The sequence below is a fragment of the Streptomyces sp. SID13666 genome (assembly GCF_010548325.1).
In the GTDB taxonomy this organism is placed as follows: domain Bacteria; phylum Actinomycetota; class Actinomycetes; order Streptomycetales; family Streptomycetaceae; genus Actinacidiphila; species Actinacidiphila fildesensis.
Genome location: NZ_JAAGLX010000028.1, coordinates 20887 through 46552 on the forward strand (window position 1 = coordinate 20887; position 25666 = coordinate 46552).

Consider the following 25666-nt stretch of genomic DNA (forward strand, 5'->3'; position numbering starts at 1 on the left):
AAGTGTAGAAGATTGTCGCAATACGATCGTGACCCGTTGTCCGTTGTCCGATGTCCGGTCAGCGGACGGTCGCAGCACGGTCAGACGGTAACGGCGGTCCGCTCAGCCCGCGGTGTTCACCATCGACGCGGCGGCGTACACCAGGTAGTCCCACAACTGCCGCTCGTGCTCAGGCGCGAGGGCCAGATCGTCGACCGCGTCCCGCATGTGGCGCAGCCACGCGTCGTGCGCGGCCTGGTCGACCTGGAAGGGCGCGTGGCGCATCCGCAGCCGCGGGTGGCCGCGGTTGTCGCTGTAGGTGCGCGGGCCGCCCCAGTACTGCATGAGAAAGAGCGTCAGGCGCTCCTCGGCCGGGCCGAGGTCCTCCTCCGGGTACATCGCCCGCAGTTCGGGGTCGGCCGCGACACCCTCGTAGAAGCGGTGCACCAGCCGCCGGAACGTCTGCTCGCCGCCGACGGCGTCGTAGAACGTCTGCTGCGGCGCCGTGTCCTGCGGGGTCTCGTTCACTCAGCTCCACCTCAAGATGTCGCACCGGCCCGGCGCCGGTCGACGTGGTGCGCGCACGGGGCACCGGGGTCGCCCCCGGGAAGCGCGCGGCACTCCTCCATGGTCTCAGACGACCCGGCGGAGGACCTGGGACCTACGACCCGGTGCGCGACGGGGGCGGGACGAGGGCGCGACGGAGGGCGGGAACGGTCTCCGGCCGCCCGGTGCGGGCGCGGGGCGTCGCGGATCGGGCCCGGCCGCCGCACAGTGGAGCTATGGAGGACGCGGACCGGAAGGATCACCGCACCGAGGCGGCGGACGCGCTGCGCGACCTGCTCGTACGGCGGATCGTCGCGGCCGGCGGGCTGGCCGACCCCGGGTGGCGGGCGGCCTTCGAGCAGGTGCCGCGCCATCTGTTCGTCCCCGAGTACTACAGTCCGCGGCCCGGCGGATACGAACGGCTCACCGCGGACGACCCCGATCCGAAGGAGCGCGCCCGCTGGCTGACCGGCGCCTACGAGGACGTTCCGCTGGTCACGCACGTACAGGACGGAAGGCTGATCTCGTCCAGCAGCCAGCCGTCGCTGATGGCCTCGATGGCCGAGGCACTGGAGGTACGGGAGGGGCGGGAGGGGCGGACGGTGCTGGAGATCGGCGCAGGCACCGGCTACAACGCGGCGCTGCTCGCCCACCGCCTCGGCGACGACGCCGTCACCACCGTCGACCTGGACCCGGAGATCACCGACGCGGCCCGCGCGCACCTCGCGACGGCGGGCGCCGCACCGGCCGTCGTCACCGGCGACGGAGCCCTCGGCCACCCGGACCGGGCGCCCTACGACCGGATCGTCGCGACCTGCGAGCTGCCGTCCGTGCCGGTCGAGTGGCTGCGCCAGTGCCGCCCCGGCGGCCGGATCCTCGCGCCGTTCGCGGGCGGGCTGATCCGGCTGACCGTCACCGGTCCCGACCGTGCGGAGGGCCGTTTCCTGCACACCGCGGCCTACTTCGTCCCGCTGCGCGGAGCGGCCGCCTCCCACCGGCGGGATCCCGTACCGGACGGGCCGGACGACGGGTCACCGGACGCGCCGCCGGACGAGGCCCCGGAGACGGTCCGCTGGTCCGGCACGCCGCCGCGGGTCCTGGAGGACGATCTCTTCCGCTTCCTGCTGACCCTCCGGACGGGCGCGCTGGAGGTCCGCTGGGCCTCCGGCGACCGCGGCGTCGCCATCACCGCCCCTGACGGCTCCAGCGCCCGCGCCGACCGCGACGGCAGGGTCCTGCTGGCCGGCCCCCGCGATCTGTGGGCGATCGCGGAGGACGCCCACGAGCTGTGGCTGCGCGCGTCCCGGCCGGCGCGTGACCGCTACGGCCTCTCCGTCGACGGAGACCGCCAGTGGACCTGGCTGGACGCTCCTGACGGGCCGCACGTCTGGGACGTCCCGGCCGCCTGAAGGGCCCGGGGCAACAGGGGCAGCGAGAGGGCAACGAGAAGGGCAGCGAGAAGGCCCCGCACCCGGCGGAACTGCCGGGTGCGGGGCCTGCCTCGTGTTGCCTCGTGTTGCTGCGAGAGCCGGAGTCCGGGTTACCGGACCGCCGGGATCAGCTGTAGTAGCCGAACAGGTCGGCGATGACCTGGACGGTGCCCGGGCTGGTGCTCCCGAAGTCGATCTTGCCGTTGACCACGGGGACCGTGACCAGGTTGGGGATCGTCTGTCCGGGGACCCAGTTGATGTTGGAGGCGTTGGGACGGGTCGTCCCGTCGGGCCACACGGTGAGGAACCCGAGGCCGGTGCCGCCGGTGACGGTGACGTTCAGGACGACGGCCTTGGCGTTGGCCAGGACATTGCCGTCGTTCAGGCTCAGCGCCAGCTGGGAGTTGGGCGCCATCGCACCGCCGTTGCCGGTCGAGCCGACTCCGGAACGGGTGTCGAGCAGCCGGGTCGGACCCGCGGTGTGGAACGTCCTGCCGGTCCCCGAGTCGGTGAAGTAACCGAAGACGTCGGCGATGATGTGGGCCGTTCCGGCGCTGCCGTTGTACAGATCCACCGAACCGTCGGCGCCGACCGGGACGATCACCGAGTTGGCGATCGTCTGGCCCTTCGCCCAGTTGAGGTTGGAGGAGGCCGGCCGGGTCGTGCCGTGCGGCCACGCGGTCAGGAAGCCGCCCTGCGCGGTGGCGGTGACGGTGGTGTTGAGGACCACCGCGGTGACGCCGGTCGCCGGGATGCCCTGGGCGCCCGCGACCTTGAAGTTCACCGTGCCCTTGCTCGCGGCCGGCGTCGTGGTGGGAACGCCGATCGAGGTCCGGGTGTCCAGCAGTCGCGCCGGACCCGCGGAGGCGTAGGTGGAACCCGACGGGTTCGTCGAGTAGTAGCCGAAGACGTCGGCGATGAGGTGCGTCGTTCCGCTGGTGACGTTGCCCAGGTCGACCGAGCCGTCGGCGCCGACCGGTACCGTCACCAGGTTCGCGACGGTGTCGCCCTTCACCCAGTTGAGGTTGGACGAGGTCGGCCGGGTCGCACCGTGCGGCCAGGCGGTCACGTAGCCGGGCTGCGTGGTCGCGGTGACCGTGACGTTGAGGACCACCGCGGTCACACCGCTGGCCGGGGCACCCGGAGCGCCCTTGATCTTCAGGTTCACCGTGGTGTTACCGGGGACCGGCGTGGTGGTGGGGACGCCGATGGCGGACCGGGTGTCGAGCAGACGGGCCGGGTTCGCCGGGGTGAAGGTGCCGGCCGGCTTCTCCGGCAGCGCCTTGCACAGGCCGGTGGCGATGGCCCGGCCGTGCGGGGCGCCGAGGCCGGTGGCGAGGTCGTAGCCGGAGCCGGCCTGGTAGAGGCCGCCGGTGTAACCGGAGCTCAGCAGGTCGTTGTTGCCGGTGACGACGTCACGGAACGAGGACGCCGGGAGCTTGTAGAGCGCCGGGTTCACGAAGCCGAGCGGGCCGTCGGCGGCGCACGCCAGGTCCATGTCGGCCTGGGCGATCAGCGCGGCCCAGGTCGGCGCGGACGCGCTGGTGCCGCCGAACATGTGCCAGATCGGGTAGCCCTGGGAGTCACGGCCCCAGGTGATCGGGTAACCCGTGTTCGGGTCGCCCAGAGCCGCCACGTCCGGTACCTGGCGGCAGGTCTCGCCCGCGGCTGCGCCGCAGGCGTTGTTGTAGCCGGGGCCGGTGAAGCCGTTCTGGTAGCCGGCAGCGGTGGCCGACTTCCAGATGGAGGAGACGCCGCCGCCTGTGGCGCCGTCGCCGTCGTTCCAGACCGACTCGTTGGCACCGACCATGTTGGTGCCACCCACGGCGAGCACGTACGGCTGGCTGGAGGGGTCGTCCGTCCCGACGGTGGGGTCGGGCGCTCCCGGACGCGAGCAGTCGGTGGAACCGCTGTCACCTGCGGAGGATGTGACCGTCTGGCCCTGTGCCGCCGCCTGCTGGAAGATCACGTTCTCGGCGGCCATGACCGCGGGAGGAGTGCCGATCTCGCAGGAGCCCCAGCTGGTGGAGATCACCTGGGCGCGGTTGTCCGTGACGATCCGCTGGTAGGTGTCGAGCACCTGGTTCCAGGTCGCCTTGTTGGCGTCCGGGCCCTGGTAGACCAGGATCGAGGCTTCCGGCACCAGGCCGATGAGGTCCTCGATGTCGAGGGCCGCCTCCCCGCCGATGTTCTTGGTGGCGTCGGCCGGAGCCGTCGGACCGCCGTCGACATTGATCGCGGTAACGGGGACCTTCGTGCCGTAGCACGCCTGGTAGGCGGCGATGTCCTTCGGGTCGTAGCTCTCCAGCTCGAAGAGCGCCACGGACACGCCGGTGGTCGGAATCGGCCGGTTGTTCATCCCGTAGGCCTTGGAGAGCTCGCCGGCGCTCCAGTACTGCTGGGTGTCCGTGAGGAAGTTGTCGCTGAACAGCGACTTGGCGTCAGCGCACAGCTGCGGGGACTTGCCCGCGGCGTGCGGGGCGACCGTGGCCGCCGAGGCCTTCGACTTCGCGGTGAACTGCCCCTTGGAGGTGACGTGCTTCGGCTTCACGGTGGTCAGGGTGTTCAGCCCCACGACACCGGTGATCGCCGACGCGATGTCGGCCCGCACGGCCGGCGCCGCGTTGTTCGTCAGGCCGGTGCGGCCGTCGGCCAGCCGGTAGTCCGAGAAGCTGGTCCCGAACGCCTTGGCGGCCGCGCTCACGGTGGTGTGCACCGGAATGGAGAAGCCGTCCGCCGAGACCTCGCCCGGGTCGAGACCCTGGGCGGTGAGGGCGGCGCGCACCCGGTCGACGGTGGCTCGCGTCGGGCCGAAGGCCGGGCCGAACTCACCGGTCTTGAGGTAGTGGTGGTACTGCGGCGAGGCGGGGTCGGACACCGCCGCGATGAAGCTCTTCAGGCCGGCCGGGTCGCGCGGGCTGAGCGACACGCTCAGGTCCAGCGCCGCGTCCCCGTCGGGAGTACCGGTGCGCAAGGCGCCGTGCGGAGCGACCGGGGCGGACCCGATCCGCTTCGGTGCCGGAGCCGGGGTGGTGTCGGCCAGGGCGGCGGGCGCCGCGGTGGCGATCATGGCGACCGCGGTGGCGGTCACCATGCCTATGCGAAAAACCTTTTCACGGGCTGCAATGCCCATGCGTCAACTCCCTCAAGATCTGCGTCGAACGGCCGTGCGGCCACGGCGATACCGCGAGAGGGCGCCCCCGGCACCGCGCGGAGCGCGGCGGACGGCGGCAGAGAAGAGTTGGTCCCCCCTGGTACGGGCACGACCCGTACCGGACCTGCGAAAGAGCCCCCCCGGCGGATCACCGGGCGAAGGGTGACCGAACCCCTTCACCGGATGAGAACAGCCAGCAAAGCTTTCTATCAGCTGTGCGAACGCGAGCGTCGTTCAGGTGTACGAAGTTTGCTCATCCTTGGTAAAGGTGGTGCGGGAGTGACATCAGCCGCGGCTGACCGTGATCGTCGTCCAGGCACCGACGTGGACGCGGTCGCCGTCCTTCAGCGGTACCGGGAGGTAGGGCTGGATCGGGTCAGCGGCCCCATTGACCGTGGTGCCGTTCGTCGAGTCCTGGTCGACGACGGACCAGCCGCCGTCGGGCTGTTGCACCAGAACGGCGTGCTGGTGCGAGACGCCCGGGTCCTCGGGGGCGCGGGACAGGTCGATGTCGGGAGCCTCGCCCGTGCTGTGCCGGCGGCGGCCGATGGTGATCTGGTTGCCGACCAGCGGCAGCCGCAGTTCGGGGGAGTACGACGGGAAGTACAGACCGGTGGCGTCGGGTCCGCTGCGGGCCATCATCGCGGTGAAGTAGTCACGGTCGGCGGCGACGGTGGCGGTCCAGGCCGTCACCTCGGGCACGACCGGGGCCACGGCCGGCTCCGGCACGACGGCCTCGGGCCGGGACGGCGCCGACGGGGTGGAGGGCGCGCTCGGCGGCGTGAGCAGGAAGTCGCCCGAGCCGCCCGGGATGATCGCCTCGGGAGCCAGCGGCTCCGCCGGGCGGTTCATCTGGGACGGGCGCGAGCGCTGCGACTCGTACCGCTGGTAGGGCGGGAACCCCGGCGAGGGAGGGGACGGCGGCGCGACGAAGGTGGTGGCGGTGTGCGTCTGGAAGTTGTAGCGGCACTCCTCGCAGAACAGCGCCAGCCCCTCCCGCGGCGTACCGCAGGTCGGGCACGGCTCGGCCGCAGCCGTGGCGTCCGGATCGTAGCCGGAGACCACCGGCCCGGCGGGCCCGGAGGCCGCGGAGGAGGACGGCACGGCGGGTGCGGACATGCGGTGGCCGCACACCTCGCACCAGTCGTCGGTTCCCGACTGGTGACCGTTCGGACAAGTCGACATACGGCTGGCTCCCCCTCCGCCTGCGAGCGCGGTTACTTCTTGACGCGTACGGTTTTCGTCGACCGCGTCTCCAAGGTCATCTCGTCGGCGTCCGCGACCCGCGCCTTCAGCCGTACGGTACCGCTCGGCGCGTCGACCACGTCGACCACCTTGGCCAGCAGCTTCGCGGTGTCGTCATTGCCCGAGGCGCTCGCGAGCTGAACGGCGCGGCCCAGCTTCGCGGTCGCCCCGTCGATGTCGCCCGACTTGCGTGCTTCCAGGCCCTCCTGGATGACGGAGGCGAGCTCCGCCTGGCCGGTGTAGTGCGCGACCTGCGGGTTGATCCGGGTCGAGGCGGCCATGTCGTCCGTCCACACCGCCCGCACCAGCCCCTGGGAGAGCACCTGGGAGGTGCCGTCCGGCTGCGGCAGGACCAGCGAGAGCCGGGCGGCGAGCATCTCCTGGCCGACACCGGCGTTCGGCACCTGGACGCACACGTGGTAGTCGCGGGACTCGTCGCCCCAGGAGCCGGTGGGGTAGTCGCCGGCCCGCGGACCGGCCTCCGTACGGCGTGCCGTCAGATCCTCGACCGTCGGTGCGACCTGCTTCACGAACTTGATCTCGGAGCCCTGCGGGGTCCACAGCCGCAGCCCCACGTCCGCGACCTCCTTGCCCATCGCGGTCTCCATCATCGCCTGGAAGTCCGCCTTCAGCCCGGCCGGGTCGGCGACGATGTCGACGGAGCCGAGCATCGCGGAGGCGATCCCGGTCAGCTCCTTGACCTCCCAGTCCGTCCCCACGCCCCGCGCGTCACAGGTGAAGCGGCCGGCGCACGCCTCCAGGGTGGCCCGCAGGTCCTCCGGCTTCTCGTGCTCGTTGCGGCCGTCGGTCAGCAGGATGCCGTGCCGGATCGGCACATCGGCGGTCGCCAGCAGCCGGTCGGCGAGCCGCAGCCAGGTGCCGATCGCGGTGCCGCCGCCCGCGGTGAGCTTGCGCAGCGCCTGCTTGGCCTGGCCGCGGGTCTGCGCATCGGCCACCGCGAGACCGCCGTTGGCGGGGTAGACCTCGCGGGCCTGATGGGTGCCGCCGACCACCGCGAAGGCCACCCCGTCGCGGATCGTGTCGATCGCGGCGGCGGTCGCGTCACGGGCGTTGCGCATCTTCGTGGGCGGGTAGTCCATCGAACCGGAGCAGTCCACCATGATCACCACAGCTCCGCCCGGGGCGCCGTCGGTGGCGTAACCGGGAGCCGCCAGCGGGTGACCGCCGGAGGTGCCGCCGCCGGTCGACGTCACCGTGACGATGGCATTGACCTCGCGGCCGCCCTCGGGCAGGTACTCGTTCTGATAGATGTCGACCGAAAACTGCGGCACGTTCGACTTGGAGAAATTGGCCATCGCGTGAGCTCCTCGCGCTCCTCAGTCCACAAAGACATCCCCCGGAGAGGGACCGGTTCTACGCAGGTTCGGATCCTGCCCGCCCCACCGTGGCCGGGAACGGAAGTACGGCGACTGTTACGTTGTCGTGGCCCCCGCCGTCGAGCGCCACCCCCACCAGCGTCTGCGCGCAGTGCAGCGGCCGGGTGCGGGCGTCGGCCGGTACCACCGCCGCCAGTTCGGCCGCGGACTCGGCGTAGTTCCACAGCCCGTCGGTGCACACGACCACTACACCCGTTCCCTCCGGCTGGAAGGAAGCGGTGTGCGGATCGATGTCGACGGCGTCGGCGCCGAGCCAGCCGGTGATCGCGTGGGCGCGCTCGTCCGCGTACGCCTCGGCCTCGGACATCAGCCCCGCCGACACCATCCGGGCCGCCCACGAGTCGTCCTCGGTGAGGCGGGCGGACGGGGTGCTCCGGTCGTCCGGGACCCAGTACGCGCGGCTGTCGCCGATCCAGCCGACGGTGAAGACCGGGCCCGCGGCGACGGCGCTCACGCAGGTGCAGGCCGGGGCGTTGTGGTGCGGGCCCTGCCGGACGTCGTCCTCCTCGGCGAGCACGGCCACCGCGTGGGCCGCCGCCAGCAGGGCGTCGTGCATGGCCTGTTCCGGCGGACTGCCGTGTTCCAGCGCGTCGAGCAGCTTCTCGCTGCCCACCGCGGCGGCCGCCGCCGAGGCGTCGTCCGGGCGGTACGCCGACGAGACGCCGTCGCACACCACCGCGATGACCGCGGGTGTCCCGTCCGGCAGCGAGGTCGCCGCCACGGCGAACGCGTCCTCGTTGCGGTGGTGCCGCAGACCGCGGTCGCTGACCGCGGCCACGCCTTCGAGTTCGCGCTCCTGGTGGTCGCGCAGCCGCGGCTGCGCGTGCCCGCAGTGCTCGCAGTACCCGTCGGCGTCGACCCCGCCGACTCCGCACGCCACACAGGTCCGCCCCTGCGGCGCCGGTCCGGCGAGCAGTTCCTCGCGCGGGTCGGTGACCTCCGCGGCGGGCTGCGGCGGAGCGGGTGCGTCGGCGCTCGCCGGCGGCCGCCCCGGTGCGGTCTGCCCGGGGGCCGCAGCGGGGCTTCGGGGCGGAGCGAGCGCGAAGGGATCGGTGAACTCACCGTTCCCCGTGTCCGCCGCCGCCGAGCCGTTGCCGGAGGGCCCGGTTCCGGGCAGGTCGGCGCCCGCGGCGGGGAGCGGCGCGGTCACGTCCGCGCCGCATACGCCGCAGAACTTGTCGCCCTCCTCCAGCGGTTCCGCGCAGCTGGGGCAGCTGATCGACTGAGCTGACTGGGCCGACTCCGGCAGTCCTGGCATTCGGTTACACCCACGTCCGGGGGCGGAAACGGTTGGCCCGCTCCACCAGTTCGATCCTTGTGCGGTCCTTCTGGGCCAGCCGGGCCAGCACCCGGTACGAGCGCTCCAGGCCGAAGCGCAGCCCGCGTTCGTCCAGGGCGCTGCCCAGCAGCACCGGATGGGCGGCGGCGGGCTGCGTACCCTGGCCACCCGCCAGCACCCAGTCGAGCGCGCTGCCGAGCACCTCGGCGGACAACTGCTCGCGCCGGTCGGCGTCGAGGCCCTGCTGCTGCAACTGCTCGACCTGCCGGCCCGCGGCCGTCAGATCGTCCAGCAGCGGTTCGTGCGGGGACCGGTCGCGCAGCCGGGCCCTGATCGCCGCGACCCGTGCCGCCGTGAAGTGGATGGACGACTCGGGCACCGACTCCAGGACCTGGACGGCGCCGGGCCGGTCGCCCGCCGCCAGCCGCACCCGGGCCAGGCCGAAGGCGGCGCTGACGTAGCTCTGGTCGGTGGTCCACACCAGGCGGTAGTACTCGGTCGCGTTGTCCAGCTGGCCCAGCACCTCGGCGCAGATGCCCAGCGCGAGCTTCGGCGCGGACTCGCCGGGGAACGCGTCGTAGACCGCGTCGAAGGAGAGCGCGGCCGTCTCGTGGTCGCCGGTGGTCAGCGCGGTGAGGCCGCGGTGCCAGACGACGCGCCAGTCCTCCAGGTCGTCGTCGGCCAGGCCTTGCAGGACGAGCAGCGCGGCGCCGCCGTCGCCCAGTTCGAGCCGGGCCCGCAGATCGCGCAGCCGCCGCTCGACCGACTCGACGGGGGAGGACTGCAGCGCGGAGATCAGTTCGGAGGGCGCCGCGGACGACAGACCCGCCAGGAAACCGGCGTTGGGGTCGGACGGGTCCACATGCGGCACGGGCAGCGCCAGTACGGCGGCGGGTGCGTCGAGCCGGGTGACCGACGGGAAGCCGAATCCGGTGCCGTCCCCCGCCGGTCCTGCCGCACCCGGCAGGGCGGCCGGGGCGATGGGCACCGTGCCGACGACGGTCGCACTGTACGGGAGGGGCGCGCCGGGCGGCAGGGCGGGTGCGCCCGGAGTGCCCGCCAGGGCTCCCTGCTGTGCGCCGCCCTGCGGCGGGATGAACGCGGGCGGCGCGCCGTTCAAGCTGTTGGCAGCGCCCGCAGCGCCCGCAGCGCCCGCAGCGCCCGCGCCGGGCTTGCGGCGGCGGTCCGCGCCGAGCCGGGACGCGTCGCCGGGCAGCGGGTGCACCAACTCCGTGTCCACCACCCGGATCTCCGGCCCGAAGAGGGTGGAGAGCGCGGGCCGCGGCTTGCCGGTCTCGAGTGCGACGACCTCGCGCAGCACGCCCAGCAGCTGGTCCGACATCTCCTCCGCGGACGCGAAGCGCTTGTCCGGGTCCGGGTCGGTGGCGCGCACCAGCAGCCGGTAGAAGGACTCGTAGCGGGAGAAGACCTCGATGTTGTCGGGGTCGGGCAGGCTGTCGGCGAAGACGTTGGTGTAGCCCTGGAAGTCGAAGGTCAGCACGGCCAGGGTGCGCGCGACGGTGTACAGGTCGGAGGCGACGGACGGGCCCAGCTCGGCGACCTCCGGGGCCTGGTAGCCGACCGTGCCGTAGATCGCGCTGTCGTTGTCGTCCATCCGGCGGACCGCGCCCATGTCGATCAGTTCGAGGCGGTCCTCCTGCTGGATGGCGTTGTCGACCTTGAAGTCGCAGTACAGCAGGTTGCGGCTGTGCAGATAACCGAGCGCGTCCAGCGCCTCGATGGCGTACGCGATGGCCGTCGCCACCGGCAGCGGCGCGCGCTTGCCGTCGGGACCGCGCCGGTCGTTGGCGATCTCCTTGAGCGACTTGCCGCCGACGTAGGCCATCACGATGTAGCCGTCGAGAGTGCCGGACCGCTGGTCCAGGTGCTCCACGAAGTTGTAGATGCGGACGATGTTCGGGTGCTCGATCTCGGCGAGGAACCGCCGTTCGGAGACGGCCGCGGCCAGCGCGTCCTCGTCCCCGGTGTCCAGCAGGCCCTTGAGTACCACCCAGCGGTCGGAGACCGCGCGGTCCACCGCGAGATAGATCCAGCCGAGCCCGCCGTGCGCCAGGCAGCCCACGACCTCGTACTGGCCGCGCACGACATCGCCGGCCCGCAGCTTCGGCGAGAAGGAGTACGGGTGCCCGCACTTGGTGCAGAAGCCCTCCGTGCGGCCGGCCTTGTCACCGCGGCTGCGGCCCACCGGCGCCCCGCAGTCGCCCTTGCTGCAGAACCGCTTGCGCTCGGGGACCTGCGGGTTGTCCAGGACGGCCGCGGCCGGATCCGGGCGCGGGATGGGCGGTACGGAGACCAGCCCGGCGCCCAGCTTGCCGCGGGTGGAGCCGCTGCCCGTGCTCCGGGAGCTGCGCACCGACACCGAACGTCCGGTGGTGGAGCCGCTGAGGGCGCGGGACAGCCGCCCGGACACCGAACGGCGCGAGGACCGCGAGGACGACTTCGACGAACGGGAGGAGTGCGCCGACGAGCGCCCCGAGTCCAGGCCGCCGCCGGCGGCCGACCGTGCCGAACTGCTCGCCGCCGCGACGGCCACGGGAGCCAGCCCGCAGGTGTCGCAGTACAGCTCGCCGCCGCCCATGTCCTCCAGAGCCCCGCCGCAGCCGGGCCGTTGGCACTTGCTCACGGTGTCCCCCCTCGTTCCATCGTGCGGCCGGCCCGTAGCCGTCCAGCCCTCTTCCATCCAACCCTCTTCTGTGGTCCCACCGGCAGATGGTTCCGCATCAGGATTCCCGCCTGTCCGCGGGTTGCGACTGCCTCGGCCCGAGCACCTCGGCCACCGCCTGCTGGTAGCGCAGCACCGTCGACTCCGCGGCCCGCAGATCGCAGGGCGCGCTCCACAGCATGCGGCGCGCCTGGTCGTACCGTTCGATCAGCAGCGGGTCCTCCGCCATGCCGTGCCGCGCCACCTTCGCGCGGTAGGCGTCCAGCCGGCCGCGCAGCTCGGCGCGGACCGCGAGCGGCGCCGTCACCGCCGTCAGGGAGTCGCGGGCCCGCAGCAACTCCTCGTCGGCGCGCTGCTCCAGGCCGTCCAGCAGCGGGGACAGCCGGTGCCACTGACCGGTCCTGCGGTAGTCGTCGGCCGCCGCGAGCCGCTCGTGCAGCGCGGACGACGGGCCGCTGACCGCCGGGACCTCCGACGCCGCTATTTTCGCCAGCACCTCGACGCGCGCGCTGCGTGCCTCGGTGAGCGTACGGTCCGCCCGGGACAGCACGTCCCGCAGGTGCAGCAGCCGCTGGTCGGCGTCGTCGCGCACGTGCAGCACGGCGTCGACCTCACGGCGCAGCTCCTCCAGCCGGCGGCCGGCCTGCTCGTAGCGGGCGGTGTCCGCGCGGCCCGGCTTCGGCTCCGGCAGCCAGAACGCCAGCGGGTCGGAGACCACCTGGGCGCGCAGCGCCGCCAGGTCGGTGATGAGCCGCTCCAGCTCGTCCCCCGAGGGGTGGGCGCCGGGGCGCACCCCCACCGAGTGGGCCAGCGAGCGGACCCGCTGCACGTCCGCGGCGAGCAGATCGATACGGGCGGGCAGCGCGGACCAGACGGAGTCGGCGCCGGCGACCATCGCCATGGCCTGCTCGTACCAGCCGTTCATCCGGTCCAGCAGCTGCTCCAGGCTGAACCGTTCGGTGAGCACGGCGGGGCCGGTCAGACTGCGGGCCGCGTCCGGGACCGCGCCGCCGGACACCGTGACGCCGGTGCCGCGCAGCAGTTCGGTGAGCGTGTTCAGATCGGTCTGGGTGGGCCAGCGGCGGCGGCCGCGCAGCTCGCGCGCGGAGTTCAGGGCAGCGGTGTAGGCCTCGAAGTGCGACCACAGCAGGGTGATCGCCGAATCCGTCTCGGCCCAGCGCTCCTTGGTGACACCGGCCAGCTCGGCGCCTTCGAGCAGCCGGCGGCCGGAGTGGTCCTGGAGGGCGAGCAGCGAGGACTCGATCGCCTCGTGGTCCGCGCCGATCCGCGCCAGGGCACGGTCGACCTCCTCCCGGCCCATCACCGGCCCGGACGGTCCCTCCACCGACCTCCGGCCGGGAGGTGCCCCCTCCGCCATCGAACCTTCTTTCCCGTAACCGGCACGTCGTGTGCGGAGCTCAGTCCTGCTGGTCGGCCCTGGCCTTCCCGGCCCCGGGGGCCCGGTGGTTCAGTTCTTGTAGAGCGGTGCGGGCGGTCCGGTCACATCCGGCAGCTTGGCGGCCAGCCAATGACGGTACGCCTGCATCCAGGGGCTGTTGACGCCACCGCTGCGGTAATCCTCCAGCACCTTGTTGACGCGGGCCACCAGATCGGTGTCCCTGAGGTTCATGGCCACCCCGTACGGCTCCGTGGTGACCTTCTGGCCGATGAGGTGGACCGAGGGGTCCTGCGCGGCCTGGCCGGCCGCCAGCGCGTCGTCGGTGAACACCGCGTCCACCAGGTTCAGCTGCAGCCGCACGAGGCAGTCCAGCTGGTTCGGTACGAGGACGACCTTGGCGCCGTGCGAGTCCTCCTTGAGCTTGGTCTCGCCCGTGGAGCCCTTCGCGGTGCAGACCGTCCGGCCGTTGAGGGAGGTGTCCAAGCCGGTGATGGTGGTGCCCTGCAGTGGCACGAGCAGCTGCTGGCCGGCCTCGAAGTACGCGGTGGAGAACGCCACGTCCTTCAGCCGTGAGCAGTTGATGGTCATGGTGCGCACCACCATGTCCACCTTCCCTGCCTTGATCATCGGGATGCGCTGGTCGGTCGGCACCGTCAGGAACTGGACCTTCTCCGGGTCGCCGAGGATGTCCTTGGCTATGGCGCGCACCAGGTCGATGTCGAAGCCGGTGATCTGGCCGGTGGCCGGATCGCGGAAGCCCCACAGATAGCTGTTCTGGTCCACGCCGACGATGAGCTTGCCGTGCTCCTTGATCCGCCGCACGGCGTCACCGTCCACCGTCGACGGCCGCTGACCGCTGGCCTCCGGGTGGTCGCAGGTGTCGTCCGTGGAGGCGTACTTGGCGCTCAGCACGCCGCCGGGCGTCGCCGACCGCGCGCCGTCCGCCGCGCCGGCACCGCGCAGCGGGACCGCCACCGCGGTGACGACCAGCGCGCAGGCGGCCGCCATCCCCGCGACTCCGCCCCAGCCGCGCCAACTGCGGCGCGTCCGCCGGGTCCGTGGCGTGTCCTCGCCCATGGTCCGCTTCCCTCCACCGGCCTGGCCGATCACCCCGGTCACCGGTACTCCGACAGCCGGCGTCCGATGCCGAGCGCGGCGCCGGCCGCGGCCAGCACGGCCAGCAGCGCGGCACCCGCCGGAAGCCCGGTCAGCGCCCCGCGGCCGTCGTTCGCGGCCTGTACGAATTCCTGCTGCTCATGGTCGACGGCCTTGCGCAGGCTGGCGTCCACCACGTCGAAGCACTGGCCGGTGGTCGCGGTGACCACCTCGCCCTGTTGGTTCTTGCCGCCGATCACCTGAGCGACGGCGTCCGCGTAGTTGCCCTCGTTGTCGCTGGCGCGGGCCGCGGTGTGCCGGCCCCGCCAGGCCTGTACGCCCTTGATCGCGTCGTTGACCGGGCTGCGGCCCGCCTCGTCGTCCGCGAGCGCCAGGGCCTGCGCCATCTCGCCGCCGACGCCCTTGGGGTCCTTGCCGGCCAGGGTCGACATGCCGCCCTGGAAGTTGGTCTCGTACGAGGCGCCGGAGCCGCGGGCGACCAGCGTCAGGTTCTCGTCGCCGCGGGCCTGCAGCACGCCGATCCGGGCGCTGTTGAGCACCTGCAGCGACTTCGCCCCATGGTCGTACGACGTGTCGAGCTGGGAGGCGGCGACCGTGTGGCCGACCACCGCCCACAGCAGCACCACCACCGAGGCCGCGCTGGCGGCCAGCATCCCCTGGTTGAAGACACGGTTGGTGCGCCGGTACGAGCGGCGCTGGGCCCACAGCAGGGCGCCGAGCGCGATCGCCCCGAGCGACCAGGCGAGCCACGGCAGCGCCTTGGCGGAGCCGTAGTCCTCGCCGAGCCGGGCCGCCTCGGCCTTGTACAGCTTGTCGGCGGTGTCCAGCAGGCCGCCGTCCTGGCGCATCAGCTCGTTGGCGTACCGCAGATGGGCGCCGCCGACGGGGAAGCCCTGCCGGTTGTTGACGCCGGCCCGCGCCACCTCTTCGGTGTACCCCTTGAGCTGCTGGTTGAGCAGCGAGATCTGCTCCAGGGTCGTCGCGGACCCCTGGGCGTTCCCGGCCGCCTCGGCGATCAGCTTCGACGCCGTCCGCAGGTCGTTGTCGTACCGGTCCGTGACGGACTTCGGCTGCTGGCCGCCGATGAGGAAGCCGCCGGAGGCGGTGGTGTCCGCGTCCGCCAGCGACCGGTAGATCTCGGCGGCCTTGGCGCTCAGCGGGGCGCTGTGGTTGACCACGTCGCTCGCCGCCGACGCGCGGTCGGTGATCTGCCACGCCGTCACCGCCCCGAACGCCACGACCAGCACGGCCAGTACCGCGCCGATGATCCGCAGCCGGCCGGGCTCGGTCGTCGCGGCGGCCCGCAGCCGGTCCGCGCCCTCGCTCCAGGCCCGCCGCCGTGGCGGCGGGGCCGGCGGCCTCGCGGGCGGCTGGGGAACGCGCGGCGCGGGCGGGGCACCGTAGCCCTGCGCGGCCGGGATTCCGCTCCCCGTCGGCGTTTGTGTCACTGAACCCTCCCCCGGAACAACTCCCCTGCGCACGGCAGTCAAGCTCTTGGCCAGCAGTATGGCCGTACGCGGTGTCATCCACCTAGGGATTGCGTGGATCTTGCGCGAACTGCCCGCTATGCGGCCCTGCCGTACGAACTTCACCCGTATCCCATCACGCCCGGGACCCGCGCCCGGTTCCGGGGGCACCCGTGAAAAGCCGGACGGGCCCGTGGAACGGGCCCGTCCGGCGTTCGGGTACGGCACTACGCGTAGTGCGCGCGCAGCCTGGCGTGCACCGCGGGTTCCGCGGCGACGTGGTCCAGGCCGAGCAGCGCCGCGCCCAGCACCGGGGCGGCGCTCACCACACGGGTGACGGCCTTCGGCGCGCGGGCGGTGAGGCGCTCCGAGATGGCGTCCATCAGGGTCGGATTCCCGGCCGCCATGACACCGCCGCCGAGCACCACGTCGGCCTCCTCGTCGAGCAGACCGAGCCGCCCCAGCGCCACGCTCGCCAGCGCGACGATCTCGTCGGCCTGCCGGCTGACGATCTCCCGGGCCACCGGATCGCCCCCGTCCGCGGTGCGGAACAGCACGGGCGTCAGCTCGTACTTGCGGGACGGCGGGATGTGCTCCAGGTGCAGCGCCTCGATCAGCGCGTACATCGAGGTGAGGCCGAAGTGCGCGGGCAGCGCGACGGCCAGTTCGGTGGGGCCGCCGCGGCCGTCCTCGGCCCGTGCGGCATGGAACAGGGCCTCCTCCGCCAGACCCGATCCGCCTCCCCAGTCGCCGGATATCTTGCCGATCGCCGGGAAGCGGGCCGTCCGGCCGTCCGGCAGCATGCCGACGCAGTTGATGCCCGCGCCGCACACCACCGCGACGCCGCGCGGCTCGTCGACGCCCGCGCGCAGTATCGCGAACGTGTCGTTGGCGACCCGGGTGCTCAGGCTCCAGCCCTGCGCGTGCACGGCCAGTTCGAGCTGCTGCTCCTCCACGGGCAGGTCGGCGTTGGCCAGACAGGCCGAGGTGTGCTCGGTCAGCGGGCGCTCGCCGAGGGTCAGGCCGGCCTCGGCGGCGGCCCGGCCGACGATGGCCGCCAGGGCCGCGACGGCCGCGTCGACACCGACGACCGGCGGCTGGAAGCCGCCGCCGCGGGCGGTGCCGAGCACCGTCCCGTCGGCGGCCACGATCGCCACGTCGGTCTTGCTGTTGCCCGCGTCGATGGCGAGGACGCCACCCGGCACGAGCGGTTCGTTCAGGCCCACGCGAGGTGCTCCCGGTTGTGCGCGACGAGACTGTCGGTCAGCGCTTCGGCATACTCGTACTGGCCGATGAGCGGGTGCGACAGCAGTGCCTTGAACACCCGGTCCCGGCCGCCGTGGATCGCGGCCTCCAGGGCGAGGTCCTCGTAGGCGGTGACGTTGGCGATCAGGCCCGCGTACAGCGGGTCCAGCGGGGCGACGGGCAGCGGCTTGGTGCCGGAGCCGTCCACCGTCGCCGGTACCTCGATCACCGCGTCGTCCGGGAGGAACGGCAGGGTCCCGTTGTTGTACGTGTTCACGACCTGGATGTCGCCGGTGTTCCGCAGCAGGGAGGAGGCCAGGGCCACCGCCGCCTCGGAGTAGAAGGCGCCGCCGCGCTTCGAGAGCAGCTCCGGCTTCTCGTCCAGCGTCGGGTCGCCGTACATCTCCAGCAGCTGCTTCTCCATCGCCGCGACCTCGGAGGCCCGCGACGGCTTGATCTTCTGCTCGCGCACCACCTCGTCGTGCGCGTAGAAGTACCGCAGGTAGTACGAGGGGACGACGCCGAGCCGGTCCAGGATCACCCGCGGCAGGCGGAGGTCCTCGGCGATGGCGTCGCCGTGCTCGGCGAGCAGCTTGGGCAGCAGGTCCTCGCCGGTGGGGCCGCCGAGGCGCACCCCGCGCTCCCAGGTGAGGTGGTTGAGGCCGACGTGGTCCAGGTGGACGGCGTCGGGGGCCACGTCGAGGAAGGCGGCGAACTTCCGCTGGAAGCCGATCGCGACGTTGCACAGGCCGACGGCCTTGTGGCCGGCCTGCAGCAGGGCGCGGGTCACGATGCCGACGGGGTTGGTGAAGTCGATGATCCAGGCGTCGGGCGCCGCCCTGCGGACCCGCTCGGCGATGTCGAGCACGACCGGGACGGTGCGCAGCGCCTTGGCGAGACCGCCGGCCCCGGTGGTCTCCTGGCCGACGCAGCCGCACTCCAGCGGCCAGGTCTCGTCCTGGTTGCGCGCGGCCTGTCCGCCGATGCGCAGCTGCAGCAGTACCGCGTCGGCGCCGGCGACGCCGGCCTCCAGGTTCGCGGTGGTGGTGACCTTTCCGGGATGTCCCTGCTTGGCGAAGATCCGCCGGGCGAGTCCGCCGACGAGTTCGAGGCGCTCGGCGGCCGGGTCGACCAGCACCAGCTCCTCGATCGGCAGCGTGTCGCGCAACCGCGCGAAACCGTCGATGAGTTCGGGGGTGTAGGTCGAGCCACCGCCGACAACTGCCAGTTTCATCCCTTGACTCCAGTCAGGGTCACGCCTTCGATGAAGGCCTTTTGGGCGAAGAAGAAGACCACGATCACGGGAGCCATCACCAGAACGGTGGCGGCCATCGTGAGATTCCAGTTGGTGTGGTGAGCGCCCTTGAACGATTCCAGGCCGTAGCTGAGGGTCCAGGCGGCCGAGTTGGAGCTGGCGTAGATCTGCGGGCCGAAGTAGTCGTTCCAGCAGTAGAAGAACTGGAACAGCCCCACGGCGGCGATCGCCGGCTTGATCATCGGCACGATCACGGTGAGGAGCGTGCGCAGCTCGCCGCAGCCGTCGACCTTGGCGGCCTCCGTGTACTCCTTCGGGATCGTCAGCAGGAACTGCCGCAGCAGGAAGATGGTGAACGCGTCACCGAACGCCATCGGGATGATGAGCGGGTAGAGCGTCCCGTCCATGCCCAGCTGCCGGGTCCAGAACAGGTACATCGGAATGATGATGACCTGGGGCGGCAGCATCATCGTCGAGATGACCAGCACCATCACCAGATTGCGGCCGCGGAAGCGGAACTTCGCGAGCGCGTAGGCGACGGGCAGGCTGGACACGACGGTCAGCACCGTGCCGGACACCGCGTACACCAGGGTGTTGCGCCACCAGGTGAGGAAGCCCGGGGTGTCCCAGACCTGCCGGAAGTTGCTCCACTGCCAGTCGTGCGGCCACAGGTCGCGGCTGAGCGCCTGGTTGTCGCTCATCACGGCCGTCAGGAAGACGAAGACGAACGGCAGGACGAAGAACAGCGCCGCCGCGAGGCCGAGCGAGTGCACCGCGATCCAGTGCAGTACGTCCTTGCGCTTCGCGGTCCGTCTGGCCGCCACCGCGGTGGCGTGCGGGGCCGGTGCCTGGGCCGGCGGGGCGAGAGTTGCGTGGGTCATGGTGATCAGTCCTCCGCCGACAGGAAGCCGTTGCGGCGTCGCATGAGCAGCGCCGTGAACGCCATCGCCAGGACGAAGAGCACCAGCGCGATCACGCAGGCGGAGCCGTAGTCGAAGCGCTGGAAGCCCAGGTTGTACACGAGCTGGGGCAGGGTCAGGGTCGACTTGTCCGGGTAACCGGGCTCGAGCTGCTGGCCCGAGTTGCCGATGATGCCGGACGCGATCTTCCCCGCGACCAGTGGCTGTGTGTAGTACTGCATGGTCTGGATGACGCCCGTGACCACCGCGAACATGATGATCGGCGAGATGTTGGGCAACGTGACGAAGCGGAACCGAGCCCACGCGCCCGCGCCGTCCAGCTCGGCCGCCTCGTACTGGTCCTTCGGTACGTCGAGCAGCGCGGCCATGAAGATGACCATGAGGTCACCGATGCCCCACACGGCCAGGATGGTCAGCGCCGGCTTGGACCACGCCGGATCGGTGAACCAGCCCGTGGTCGGGATGCCCACCGAGTCCAGGATGTGGTTGACCGGTCCGGTGCCCGGGTTGAGCAGGAAGACGAACGCCATGGTGGCGGCGACCGGCGGGGCCAGGTACGGCAGGTAGAACGCCGTGCGGAAGAAGCCCGCGCCGGTCTTGATCTTGGTGATCAGCAGACCGATGCCGAGTCCGAAGACCACCCGCAGCGTCACCATGACGATGACCAGCCACAGGGTGTTCCGCAGCGACGGCCAGAACAGGGGGTAGTCGTTGAAGACGTACGACCAGTTCTTGAATCCCGCGAACGTCGGGGGGTTGAACCCGTCGTACTGCATGAAGGAGAAGTAGACGGTCGACAGCAGCGGGTAGACGAAGAAGACGGTGAAGCCGATCAGCCACGGCGAGAGGAAGCCGAGGGTGCGGAGGGTCGATTTCCTGCGCTTCGCCTTGAGCAGGGGATGGATGGTCGTCATCACTTGGCCTGCGCGATGTCCTTGTCGACCTGAGCGTCGACACCCTGCAGACCGGCCTGGACATCCGTCTTCTTACCGGACTCGAAGGCGTATCCGAAGTCCTGCAGCGTCACCTGGTAGGCGCCACCGTTGAGGCTGGCCGGGGTGGTGTTGCTGTACTGGTTCTGGGCGATGTCGAGGAAGACCTTCGGGACACCGGTCAGCTCGGGGGACTTCTGCGCCTCGAACGTCGACGGCACGTTGTGGATGGCGTTGGCGAACGACACGACGGCCTGGGTGTCGGTGGTCATGAACTTGACCAGCTCCCACGAGGCGTTCTTCTTCGAGCTGGTGTTGGCGACGCCGACGATGGTGCCGGAGAGGTAGCCGCGGCCGTAGGTGTCGGCCTGGTCGTCCGGGACCGGGAACGGCGCCACGGCGAGGTCGGAGGTCGCGTTGGCTTCCTTGGCCATGCCCAGCCGCCACTCGCCGTCGATGCCCATCGCGACCTGGCCGGTGTGCAGCGGGTTCTTGGCGCCGAACTCGTCACCGAAGGTGTTGCGGTACTTCTCCAGCTTGTCGAAGCCGCCGAGGGACTTCACCATGTCCCGCTGCCAGGTGAGCATCTCCGCGAAGCCCTTGTCCTTGGCGAGCTGGGCCTTGCCACTGGCGTCGAAGTACTTGGCGCCCCACTGGGCGGCGAAGTGGCCGGGAGTGGACTCGTAGCCGTGGAAGTTGGGCATGAAGCCCAGCTGGGAGTACGAGGCACCGCTGGACTTCGTCAGCTTCACCGCGTCGGCCTTGAACTCCGACAGGGTCTTCGGCGGGCCGGCGATGCCGGCCTCCCTGAAGGCCTTCTGGCTGTAGTAGAGGGCGTAGACGTCGCCGAGCAGCGGCAGCGTGCAGCGCTTGCCCTGGAACTGGGTGTACTCGAGCATCGGCTTCGGGAAGACCTTCGCCGGGTCGATGTTGTCCTTCTTCAGGAACGGCGCCAGGTCGGCGAACGCGCCCGAGGAGCAGAACTTGCCGACGTTGTCGGTGGTGAAGGACGACACGACGTCGGGGGCGGTGGCGCCGCCGGCCCGCACCGCCTGGTTGATCTTGTCGTCGGTGATGTTGGCCTGCACCTTGACGTGGATGTTCGGGTGCGCCTTCTCGAAGCGGGCGACGTTGTCGTTGATCGCCTTGAGCTCGTTGGGAGCGGTCCACCCGTGCCAGAAGGTGATGGTGACGTCCTTGGTGGCGTCATCGTTCGCCTGGGTGGTGCTCTGGCTGGTACAGGCGCTCGCGAACAGCGTTATCGCGGCCGTGGCCGCGACGGCGGCGGCCACCTTCTTGGTACGGGACACTGCGCTTCCTCCGGGGGATGAGAGGGGTCGTTGACGGGCGGGCGAAGGGTGTGCGGAGCCAACGGGCCGGCTGTCGGGGCCGGTCCGGAACGGTGACGCTGTGGTGTGTGGGTGCGGGGTGTGGTGCGTCGAGGGGTGGTCGGCGGGGGAGCGGGGGTCAGCGCGAGGTGTCGAACACCTCGTCGCGTGTGGTGGCGAGGGCGCTCTGCAGCGCCCCGCACAGGACGGGGTGTTCCTGCACCGCGCCGATCACCAACCGAGGCCTGGGCACGGCGAGTTCCGCCAGTTCGGCCTGGATGAGGGCACGGAGGTGCTCCCCGCCGGCGACGATCACGCTGCCGGTGAGGACGATGAGTTCCGGGTCGAGGACGGCGACCATCGAGGCCAGGCCGGTGGCCAGCCCGGTGGCGATCCGCGCCAGCAGCTCGGCGTGCGGCCCGGTGTCCGGGGTGCCGTCGCGTTCGGCCGTCTCCGCGGACCGCACCGCCTCGGCGAGCAGCGTGGCGGCCAGATCCGCGAGCGGGGCCCCGCTGACCGGGGTGAGGCCGAGTTCCCGCGCGACGCGCACTACCGCGTCGCAGCCGGCCAGTTCCTGGAAGCCGCCGTTGTTGGCCTTGGTCACGTGCCGTACGAGCGGCGTGCCCGGCACCGGCAGGAAGCCGACCTCGCCGGCGCCGCCGGTCCAGCCGCGGTGCAGCCGGCCGCCGATGACGATGGCGGCGCCGATGCCCTCCTCGTTCCACAGCAGGACGAAGTCCTCGTGGTCACGGGCGGCGCCGACCCGCTGCTCGGCGACCGCGGCGAGATTCACGTCGTTGTCGTACTCCAGCGGTACGGCGAGCGCGGCGGCCAGTTCGTCGAGCAGCGTGGTGGAGTGCCAGCCCGGGAGATGGCTGGCGTAGCGCAGCCGGCCGGTGCTCGGGTCGAAGGCGCCGGGCGTGCCGATCACGACCCGGTGCAGGTCCGAGCGGTTCAGCCCGGCGGCCTTGGCCGCCTCGTCCACCGCCTGTACGACCTGCTCGACGGTGCCCTGCGCGCGGCGGCCCGGGGTCGGCAGCTCGAACTCGCCGACGGTACGGCCGGTGATGTCCGCGACGGCTGCCTTGATCCGTATCGGTGTCACGTCCAGCCCCGCGACATGCGCCGCGGCCGGGTTCACCGAGTACAGCTGGGCGTTGGGCCCGGGCCGGCCGGCCGTGGTGCCGGTCGCCAGTACCAGTCCGGCCGCTTCGAGCCGCGCCAGCAGCTGGGAGGCGGTCGGCTTGGAGAGGCCGGTGAGCTTACCGATCCGGGTTCGCGACAGGGGCCCGTGCTCCAGCAGGAGATCGAGCGCCGCGCGGTCGTTCATGGCGCGCAGTACGCGCGGGGTTCCAGGGGTGCCAGCCATGCGCGCCATCCTCCCTCAGTTCACTGTTAGGAAACTTTCCTATTGGTGAAACGAAAGGTAGGCCCGCTTTCGGCGGAGCGTCAAGGGGGCTCGGCCACAGGTCGACCAAAGCGTTACCTCCATGAAAGCGGCCTCCGGCGCAGTGCGCCAGAGGCCGGAGGCGGCAGTTGTCAAGACCGCCGAAAGGAGGAGACCCAAGGGGCGCCTGGCTACTTGGCGCCTTCCGCCCCCTGCGAGGGCACCGGACGGGCCGCCAGCGCCTGCGGTGAATCCGGGTTGGAGTGCGCCGAAGGGGCCGCCACCGCCACCATCGGGTCGGCCGGCACACCCGTGTCGTCCACGGCCGCGGTCGGGGTCCCGCCGACGATCGTGATGCCCGCCTCGTCGAAGGCCCGCTTGATCCGCCAGCGAAGCTCCCGCGCGACCGCCGTGGCCTTGCCCGGCATCGTCCTGGCCTGCGCCTGGATCACCACCGAGTCCGCGCTCACCGACTCCAGGCCCAGCACCTGCACCGGCTCCCACAGCGCCTCGTCCCACGGATCGGTCTTCGCCATGTCCTCGGCGGCGGCCTCGATCACCGCGCGTGCCCGGTCCAGATCCTGCGCGTAGCCGACCTGGACGTCCACCACGGCCGTCGCCCAGCCCTGGCTCAGGTTGCCGATCCGCTTGACCTCGCCGTTGCGGACGTACCAGATCTCACCGTTGTCGCCGCGCAGCTTCGTCACCCGCAGCCCGACCTCGATCACCGTGCCGCTGGCCACCCCGGCGTCGATGACGTCACCCACGCCGTACTGGTCCTCAAGGATCATGAAAACGCCGGACAGGAAGTCCGTCACCAGGTTCCTGGCACCGAAACCGATCGCGACACCCGCGACCCCGGCGCTCGCCAGCAGCGGCGCCAGGTTGATCTGCAGCACCGACAGCACGGTCAGCGCCGCGGTGCCCAGGATGGTGAACGAGGCGATGCTGCGCAGCACCGACCCGATCGCCTCGCTGCGCTGCTTGCGCCGCTCCGCGTTGACGACCAGCAGCCCGCCCAGGGTGGTGCCCTGCGCGACCTCCACGCCCCGGTTCATGCGGTCGATCAGCTTGCTGATGGTCCGCCGGACCAGACCGCGCAGCACCAGCGCGATGACGATGATCAGCAGAATTCTCAGGCCCGCGCCGAGCCAGTCCGCCCAGTTGGCCTCGACCCAGCCCGCGGCCTCGGTCGCGGATTTCTGGGCGTCGTCGAAGCTGGTTGCAGGAGCACTCGGGGACGGTGCGGGGGTGGACACGGTGGAAAACCTCCGTTGTGGGACAGACCCTCCACACTAACGGGCTAACGGATATGCCTCGTTGCCATGTTCGAGGGCCAACAGCCCGAAAGGTGGGGAAGTAAAGGAGTGTGGTCGAAAACACCCTGAGTCCGTTACCTGGTCATGGTGGCGCCGCCACCCGGCTTCCGGAGAGACTGAGGGCAGATCGTCCCGGCGCGAGCCACGCGCCGCCGGCGTATAAGGAGGCACCCGTGCCGCATGTCCTGGTCCTCAACGCGTCGTACGAGCCGCTCGGCGTCGTACCGCTCCGCCGTGCGCTTGTCCTCGTACTGAACAAGAAGGCCGTGTGCCTCGAGGAAACCGGCGCCTATCTGCACAGCGAGTCCTGCGCTCTTCCGGCGCCCAGTGTCGTCAAACTCACCAAATTTGTGCGAGTCCCCTTTCGAGGCACCGTCCCGCTGACCCGTAGGGCACTCTTCGCCCGCGACGGCGGCAAGTGCGCGTACTGCGGAGCCGCCGCAACCAGCGTCGACCACGTCATCCCGCGCAGCCGCGGCGGTCAGCACGCCTGGGAGAACGTCGTCGCCGCGTGCAGACGCTGCAACCACGTCAAGGCGGACCGCCATGTCGCGGAGCTGGGGTGGCGGCTGCGCCATACACCCGCACCACCGGCGGGCCTGGCCTGGCGGATCATCGGAACGGGACACAGAGACCCGCGCTGGCTGCCGTACCTGCAACCATTCGGCGCGGACGACGCCCTGGCCCGGATTGACGGCATCTCTGCCTGATATCCGGGCTTTCGTGTCTGCGGAGGCGGATGCGAGGCTGGTTGTTTCGGCGGTGATGGTGCCGACCGGGCTCGGCCCGGCCGGCACCTTGCTGCGTCGTGGTCGTCGGCCCCCGGTCGTCGGGCGCCCGTCTCGCGTGGGCTGGTCACGGCAGGACGGCGTAGGCCTCCACCCCGAACGGGCTGTAGCTGTACTTCGTCGCGCGCTGCACGCCGTGGACCCGCAGGAACTTCGCCCCCGCCCAGGGGGCGGACGCGTCGTCCAGGCGGACCGACTCGGTACCGCCTTTGCCGTCGCGCACGGTCGCCGCGGTGTGCGATGTCACCCCATCGGCCGAGGTCCGCACCTCGTAGCGGGCGGCGTACGCGTCCTGCCAGTGCAGCAGCACCCGGCCCACCCGGGCCGGCGCGGTCAGCTCCAGCTGGACCCAGGCATCGTCCTACACCGGCGATGACCAGCGGGTTTCCGGGTCGCCGTCGGCGATCGCCGCGGCCGGGAAGTCCGGGGTCTCGTCCCCGGAGGACATCGCCCGCGCGCCCCTGACCAGGTCCGGGCCGCCGGTCCGCGGGCGGGCCCGTACGGTGATCCGCTGCTCGGCCGAACGGCCGTCCACCGTGAAACGCACCGGGATGGAGTACCCGCCCGGCGCGGAACCCGGCGGCACCGACACGCGCACCGGCTCGACCGGGGCCGCGCCGCGCCGCACCACGACGGAGGCGGGCACCTCCACGCGGGCGCCGCCCCACCCCGCCGGTAGGCGTAAAGCGCCGGCCACTGCCCCTCCGGTCGCCCCCCAGCCCGTCGGCCCACCGGCTCGCTGACCTCCGTGGCCCGGTCCCGGTGCACGCGGGCGCCGCCCCACCCCGCCGGTAGGCG

Annotated in this window: 18 protein-coding genes and 1 pseudogene; 2 read left to right on the forward strand and 17 right to left on the reverse strand. The window is 71.6% G+C overall.

Annotated elements, in window-relative coordinates:
• Positions 1-102 precede the first annotated feature (102 nt).
• Entirely contained in the window at positions 103-507 is a 405-nt protein-coding gene (locus tag G3I60_RS28940) for a globin (RefSeq protein WP_138355096.1), read from the reverse strand.
• A gap of 254 nt (positions 508-761) precedes the next feature.
• Here G3I60_RS28940 and G3I60_RS28945 point away from each other — a divergent pair, with 254 nt between their 5' ends.
• Positions 762-1934, forward strand: coding sequence for a methyltransferase domain-containing protein (locus tag G3I60_RS28945; RefSeq protein WP_164295701.1), 1173 nt, complete (start codon positions 762-764; stop codon positions 1932-1934).
• A gap of 148 nt (positions 1935-2082) precedes the next feature.
• Here G3I60_RS28945 and G3I60_RS28950 read toward each other — a convergent pair whose 3' ends face one another.
• The 15 genes from G3I60_RS28950 to G3I60_RS29020 all read right to left on the reverse strand — a co-directional run bounded on the left by G3I60_RS28950 (position 2083) and on the right by G3I60_RS29020 (position 24020).
• Positions 2083-5049: a protease pro-enzyme activation domain-containing protein gene (locus tag G3I60_RS28950; RefSeq protein ID WP_164295702.1), complete on the reverse strand. Its 2967-nt coding sequence runs from the start codon at positions 5047-5049 to the stop codon at positions 2083-2085.
• A gap of 345 nt (positions 5050-5394) precedes the next feature.
• On the reverse strand, positions 5395-6294 hold the full coding sequence (locus G3I60_RS28955) for an FHA domain-containing protein (RefSeq protein WP_138355099.1): 900 nt from the start codon (positions 6292-6294) through the stop codon (positions 5395-5397).
• Between the two features lie 32 nt (positions 6295-6326).
• Positions 6327-7670, reverse strand: coding sequence for a VWA domain-containing protein (locus G3I60_RS28960; protein WP_138355100.1), 1344 nt, complete (start codon positions 7668-7670; stop codon positions 6327-6329).
• 58 nt (positions 7671-7728) lie between these two features.
• Complete coding sequence (locus G3I60_RS28965; RefSeq protein ID WP_164295703.1) at positions 7729-9009, reverse strand: protein phosphatase 2C domain-containing protein; 1281 nt, start codon at positions 9007-9009, stop codon at positions 7729-7731.
• A gap of 4 nt (positions 9010-9013) precedes the next feature.
• On the reverse strand, positions 9014-11629 hold the full coding sequence (locus G3I60_RS28970) for a serine/threonine-protein kinase (RefSeq protein ID WP_239070377.1): 2616 nt from the start codon (positions 11627-11629) through the stop codon (positions 9014-9016).
• A gap of 142 nt (positions 11630-11771) precedes the next feature.
• Positions 11772-13091: a hypothetical protein gene (locus G3I60_RS28975; RefSeq protein ID WP_138355103.1), complete on the reverse strand. Its 1320-nt coding sequence runs from the start codon at positions 13089-13091 to the stop codon at positions 11772-11774.
• Between the two features lie 90 nt (positions 13092-13181).
• Complete coding sequence (locus G3I60_RS28980) at positions 13182-14189, reverse strand: glutamate ABC transporter substrate-binding protein (RefSeq protein WP_164607918.1); 1008 nt, start codon at positions 14187-14189, stop codon at positions 13182-13184.
• Positions 14190-14227: 38 nt separating this feature from the next.
• Positions 14228-15676 (reverse strand): hypothetical protein, encoded by a 1449-nt coding sequence (locus G3I60_RS28985; protein WP_164607920.1) that lies wholly within the window; start codon positions 15674-15676, stop codon positions 14228-14230.
• Positions 15677-15921: 245 nt separating this feature from the next.
• Positions 15922-16920 (reverse strand): BadF/BadG/BcrA/BcrD ATPase family protein, encoded by a 999-nt coding sequence (locus tag G3I60_RS28990; protein ID WP_164295708.1) that lies wholly within the window; start codon positions 16918-16920, stop codon positions 15922-15924.
• On the reverse strand, positions 16911-18173 hold the full coding sequence (locus G3I60_RS28995; RefSeq protein WP_138355107.1) for a 6-phospho-beta-glucosidase: 1263 nt from the start codon (positions 18171-18173) through the stop codon (positions 16911-16913). The genes G3I60_RS28990 and G3I60_RS28995 overlap by 10 nt, the downstream gene beginning before the upstream one ends.
• Positions 18170-19075, reverse strand: coding sequence for a carbohydrate ABC transporter permease (locus tag G3I60_RS29000; RefSeq protein ID WP_138355108.1), 906 nt, complete (start codon positions 19073-19075; stop codon positions 18170-18172). The genes G3I60_RS28995 and G3I60_RS29000 overlap by 4 nt, the downstream gene beginning before the upstream one ends.
• A 5-nt stretch (positions 19076-19080) precedes the next feature.
• On the reverse strand, positions 19081-20028 hold the full coding sequence (locus G3I60_RS29005) for a carbohydrate ABC transporter permease (RefSeq protein ID WP_138355109.1): 948 nt from the start codon (positions 20026-20028) through the stop codon (positions 19081-19083).
• Positions 20028-21356 carry an extracellular solute-binding protein gene (locus G3I60_RS29010; protein WP_138355110.1) on the reverse strand — a complete coding sequence of 443 codons (1329 nt, stop codon included), beginning with the start codon at positions 21354-21356 and terminating at the stop codon, positions 20028-20030. The genes G3I60_RS29005 and G3I60_RS29010 overlap by 1 nt, the downstream gene beginning before the upstream one ends.
• Before the next feature lie 157 nt (positions 21357-21513).
• Complete coding sequence (locus tag G3I60_RS29015; protein WP_138355111.1) at positions 21514-22752, reverse strand: ROK family transcriptional regulator; 1239 nt, start codon at positions 22750-22752, stop codon at positions 21514-21516.
• A gap of 200 nt (positions 22753-22952) precedes the next feature.
• Positions 22953-24020 carry a mechanosensitive ion channel family protein gene (locus tag G3I60_RS29020; protein WP_138355112.1) on the reverse strand — a complete coding sequence of 356 codons (1068 nt, stop codon included), beginning with the start codon at positions 24018-24020 and terminating at the stop codon, positions 22953-22955.
• 233 nt (positions 24021-24253) lie between these two features.
• Between G3I60_RS29020 and G3I60_RS29025 the strand changes: the two genes are divergently transcribed.
• Positions 24254-24790: an HNH endonuclease gene (locus G3I60_RS29025; RefSeq protein WP_138355113.1), complete on the forward strand. Its 537-nt coding sequence runs from the start codon at positions 24254-24256 to the stop codon at positions 24788-24790.
• Between the two features lie 145 nt (positions 24791-24935).
• Here the strand turns inward: G3I60_RS29025 and G3I60_RS45745 are convergent.
• Positions 24936-25436 (reverse strand): annotated as a pseudogene (locus G3I60_RS45745) (discoidin domain-containing protein); the annotation flags it as partial.
• Positions 25437-25666: the final 230 nt, after the last annotated feature.

Excerpts from the sequence above, each read along its gene's own strand:
- G3I60_RS28980 (WP_164607918.1), bottom strand. The coding sequence starts at position 14,189 with ATGGGCGAGGACACGCCACGGACCCGGCGGACGCGCCGCAGTTGGCGC.
- G3I60_RS28945 (WP_164295701.1), top strand. The coding sequence starts at position 762 with ATGGAGGACGCGGACCGGAAGGATCACCGCACCGAGGCGGCGGACGCG.
- G3I60_RS28995 (WP_138355107.1), bottom strand. The coding sequence starts at position 18,173 with ATGAAACTGGCAGTTGTCGGCGGTGGCTCGACCTACACCCCCGAACTC.
- G3I60_RS28950 (WP_164295702.1), bottom strand. The coding sequence starts at position 5,049 with ATGGTGACCGCCACCGCGGTCGCCATGATCGCCACCGCGGCGCCCGCC.
- G3I60_RS28965 (WP_164295703.1), bottom strand. The coding sequence starts at position 9,009 with ATGCCAGGACTGCCGGAGTCGGCCCAGTCAGCTCAGTCGATCAGCTGC.
- G3I60_RS28975 (WP_138355103.1), bottom strand. The coding sequence starts at position 13,091 with ATGGCGGAGGGGGCACCTCCCGGCCGGAGGTCGGTGGAGGGACCGTCC.
- G3I60_RS29005 (WP_138355109.1), bottom strand. The coding sequence starts at position 20,028 with ATGACGACCATCCATCCCCTGCTCAAGGCGAAGCGCAGGAAATCGACC.
- G3I60_RS28955 (WP_138355099.1), bottom strand. The coding sequence starts at position 6,294 with ATGTCGACTTGTCCGAACGGTCACCAGTCGGGAACCGACGACTGGTGC.
- G3I60_RS28960 (WP_138355100.1), bottom strand. The coding sequence starts at position 7,670 with ATGGCCAATTTCTCCAAGTCGAACGTGCCGCAGTTTTCGGTCGACATC.
- G3I60_RS29015 (WP_138355111.1), bottom strand. The coding sequence starts at position 22,752 with ATGGCGCGCATGGCTGGCACCCCTGGAACCCCGCGCGTACTGCGCGCC.
- G3I60_RS28970 (WP_239070377.1), bottom strand. The coding sequence starts at position 11,629 with ATGGGCGGCGGCGAGCTGTACTGCGACACCTGCGGGCTGGCTCCCGTG.
- G3I60_RS29000 (WP_138355108.1), bottom strand. The coding sequence starts at position 19,075 with ATGACCCACGCAACTCTCGCCCCGCCGGCCCAGGCACCGGCCCCGCAC.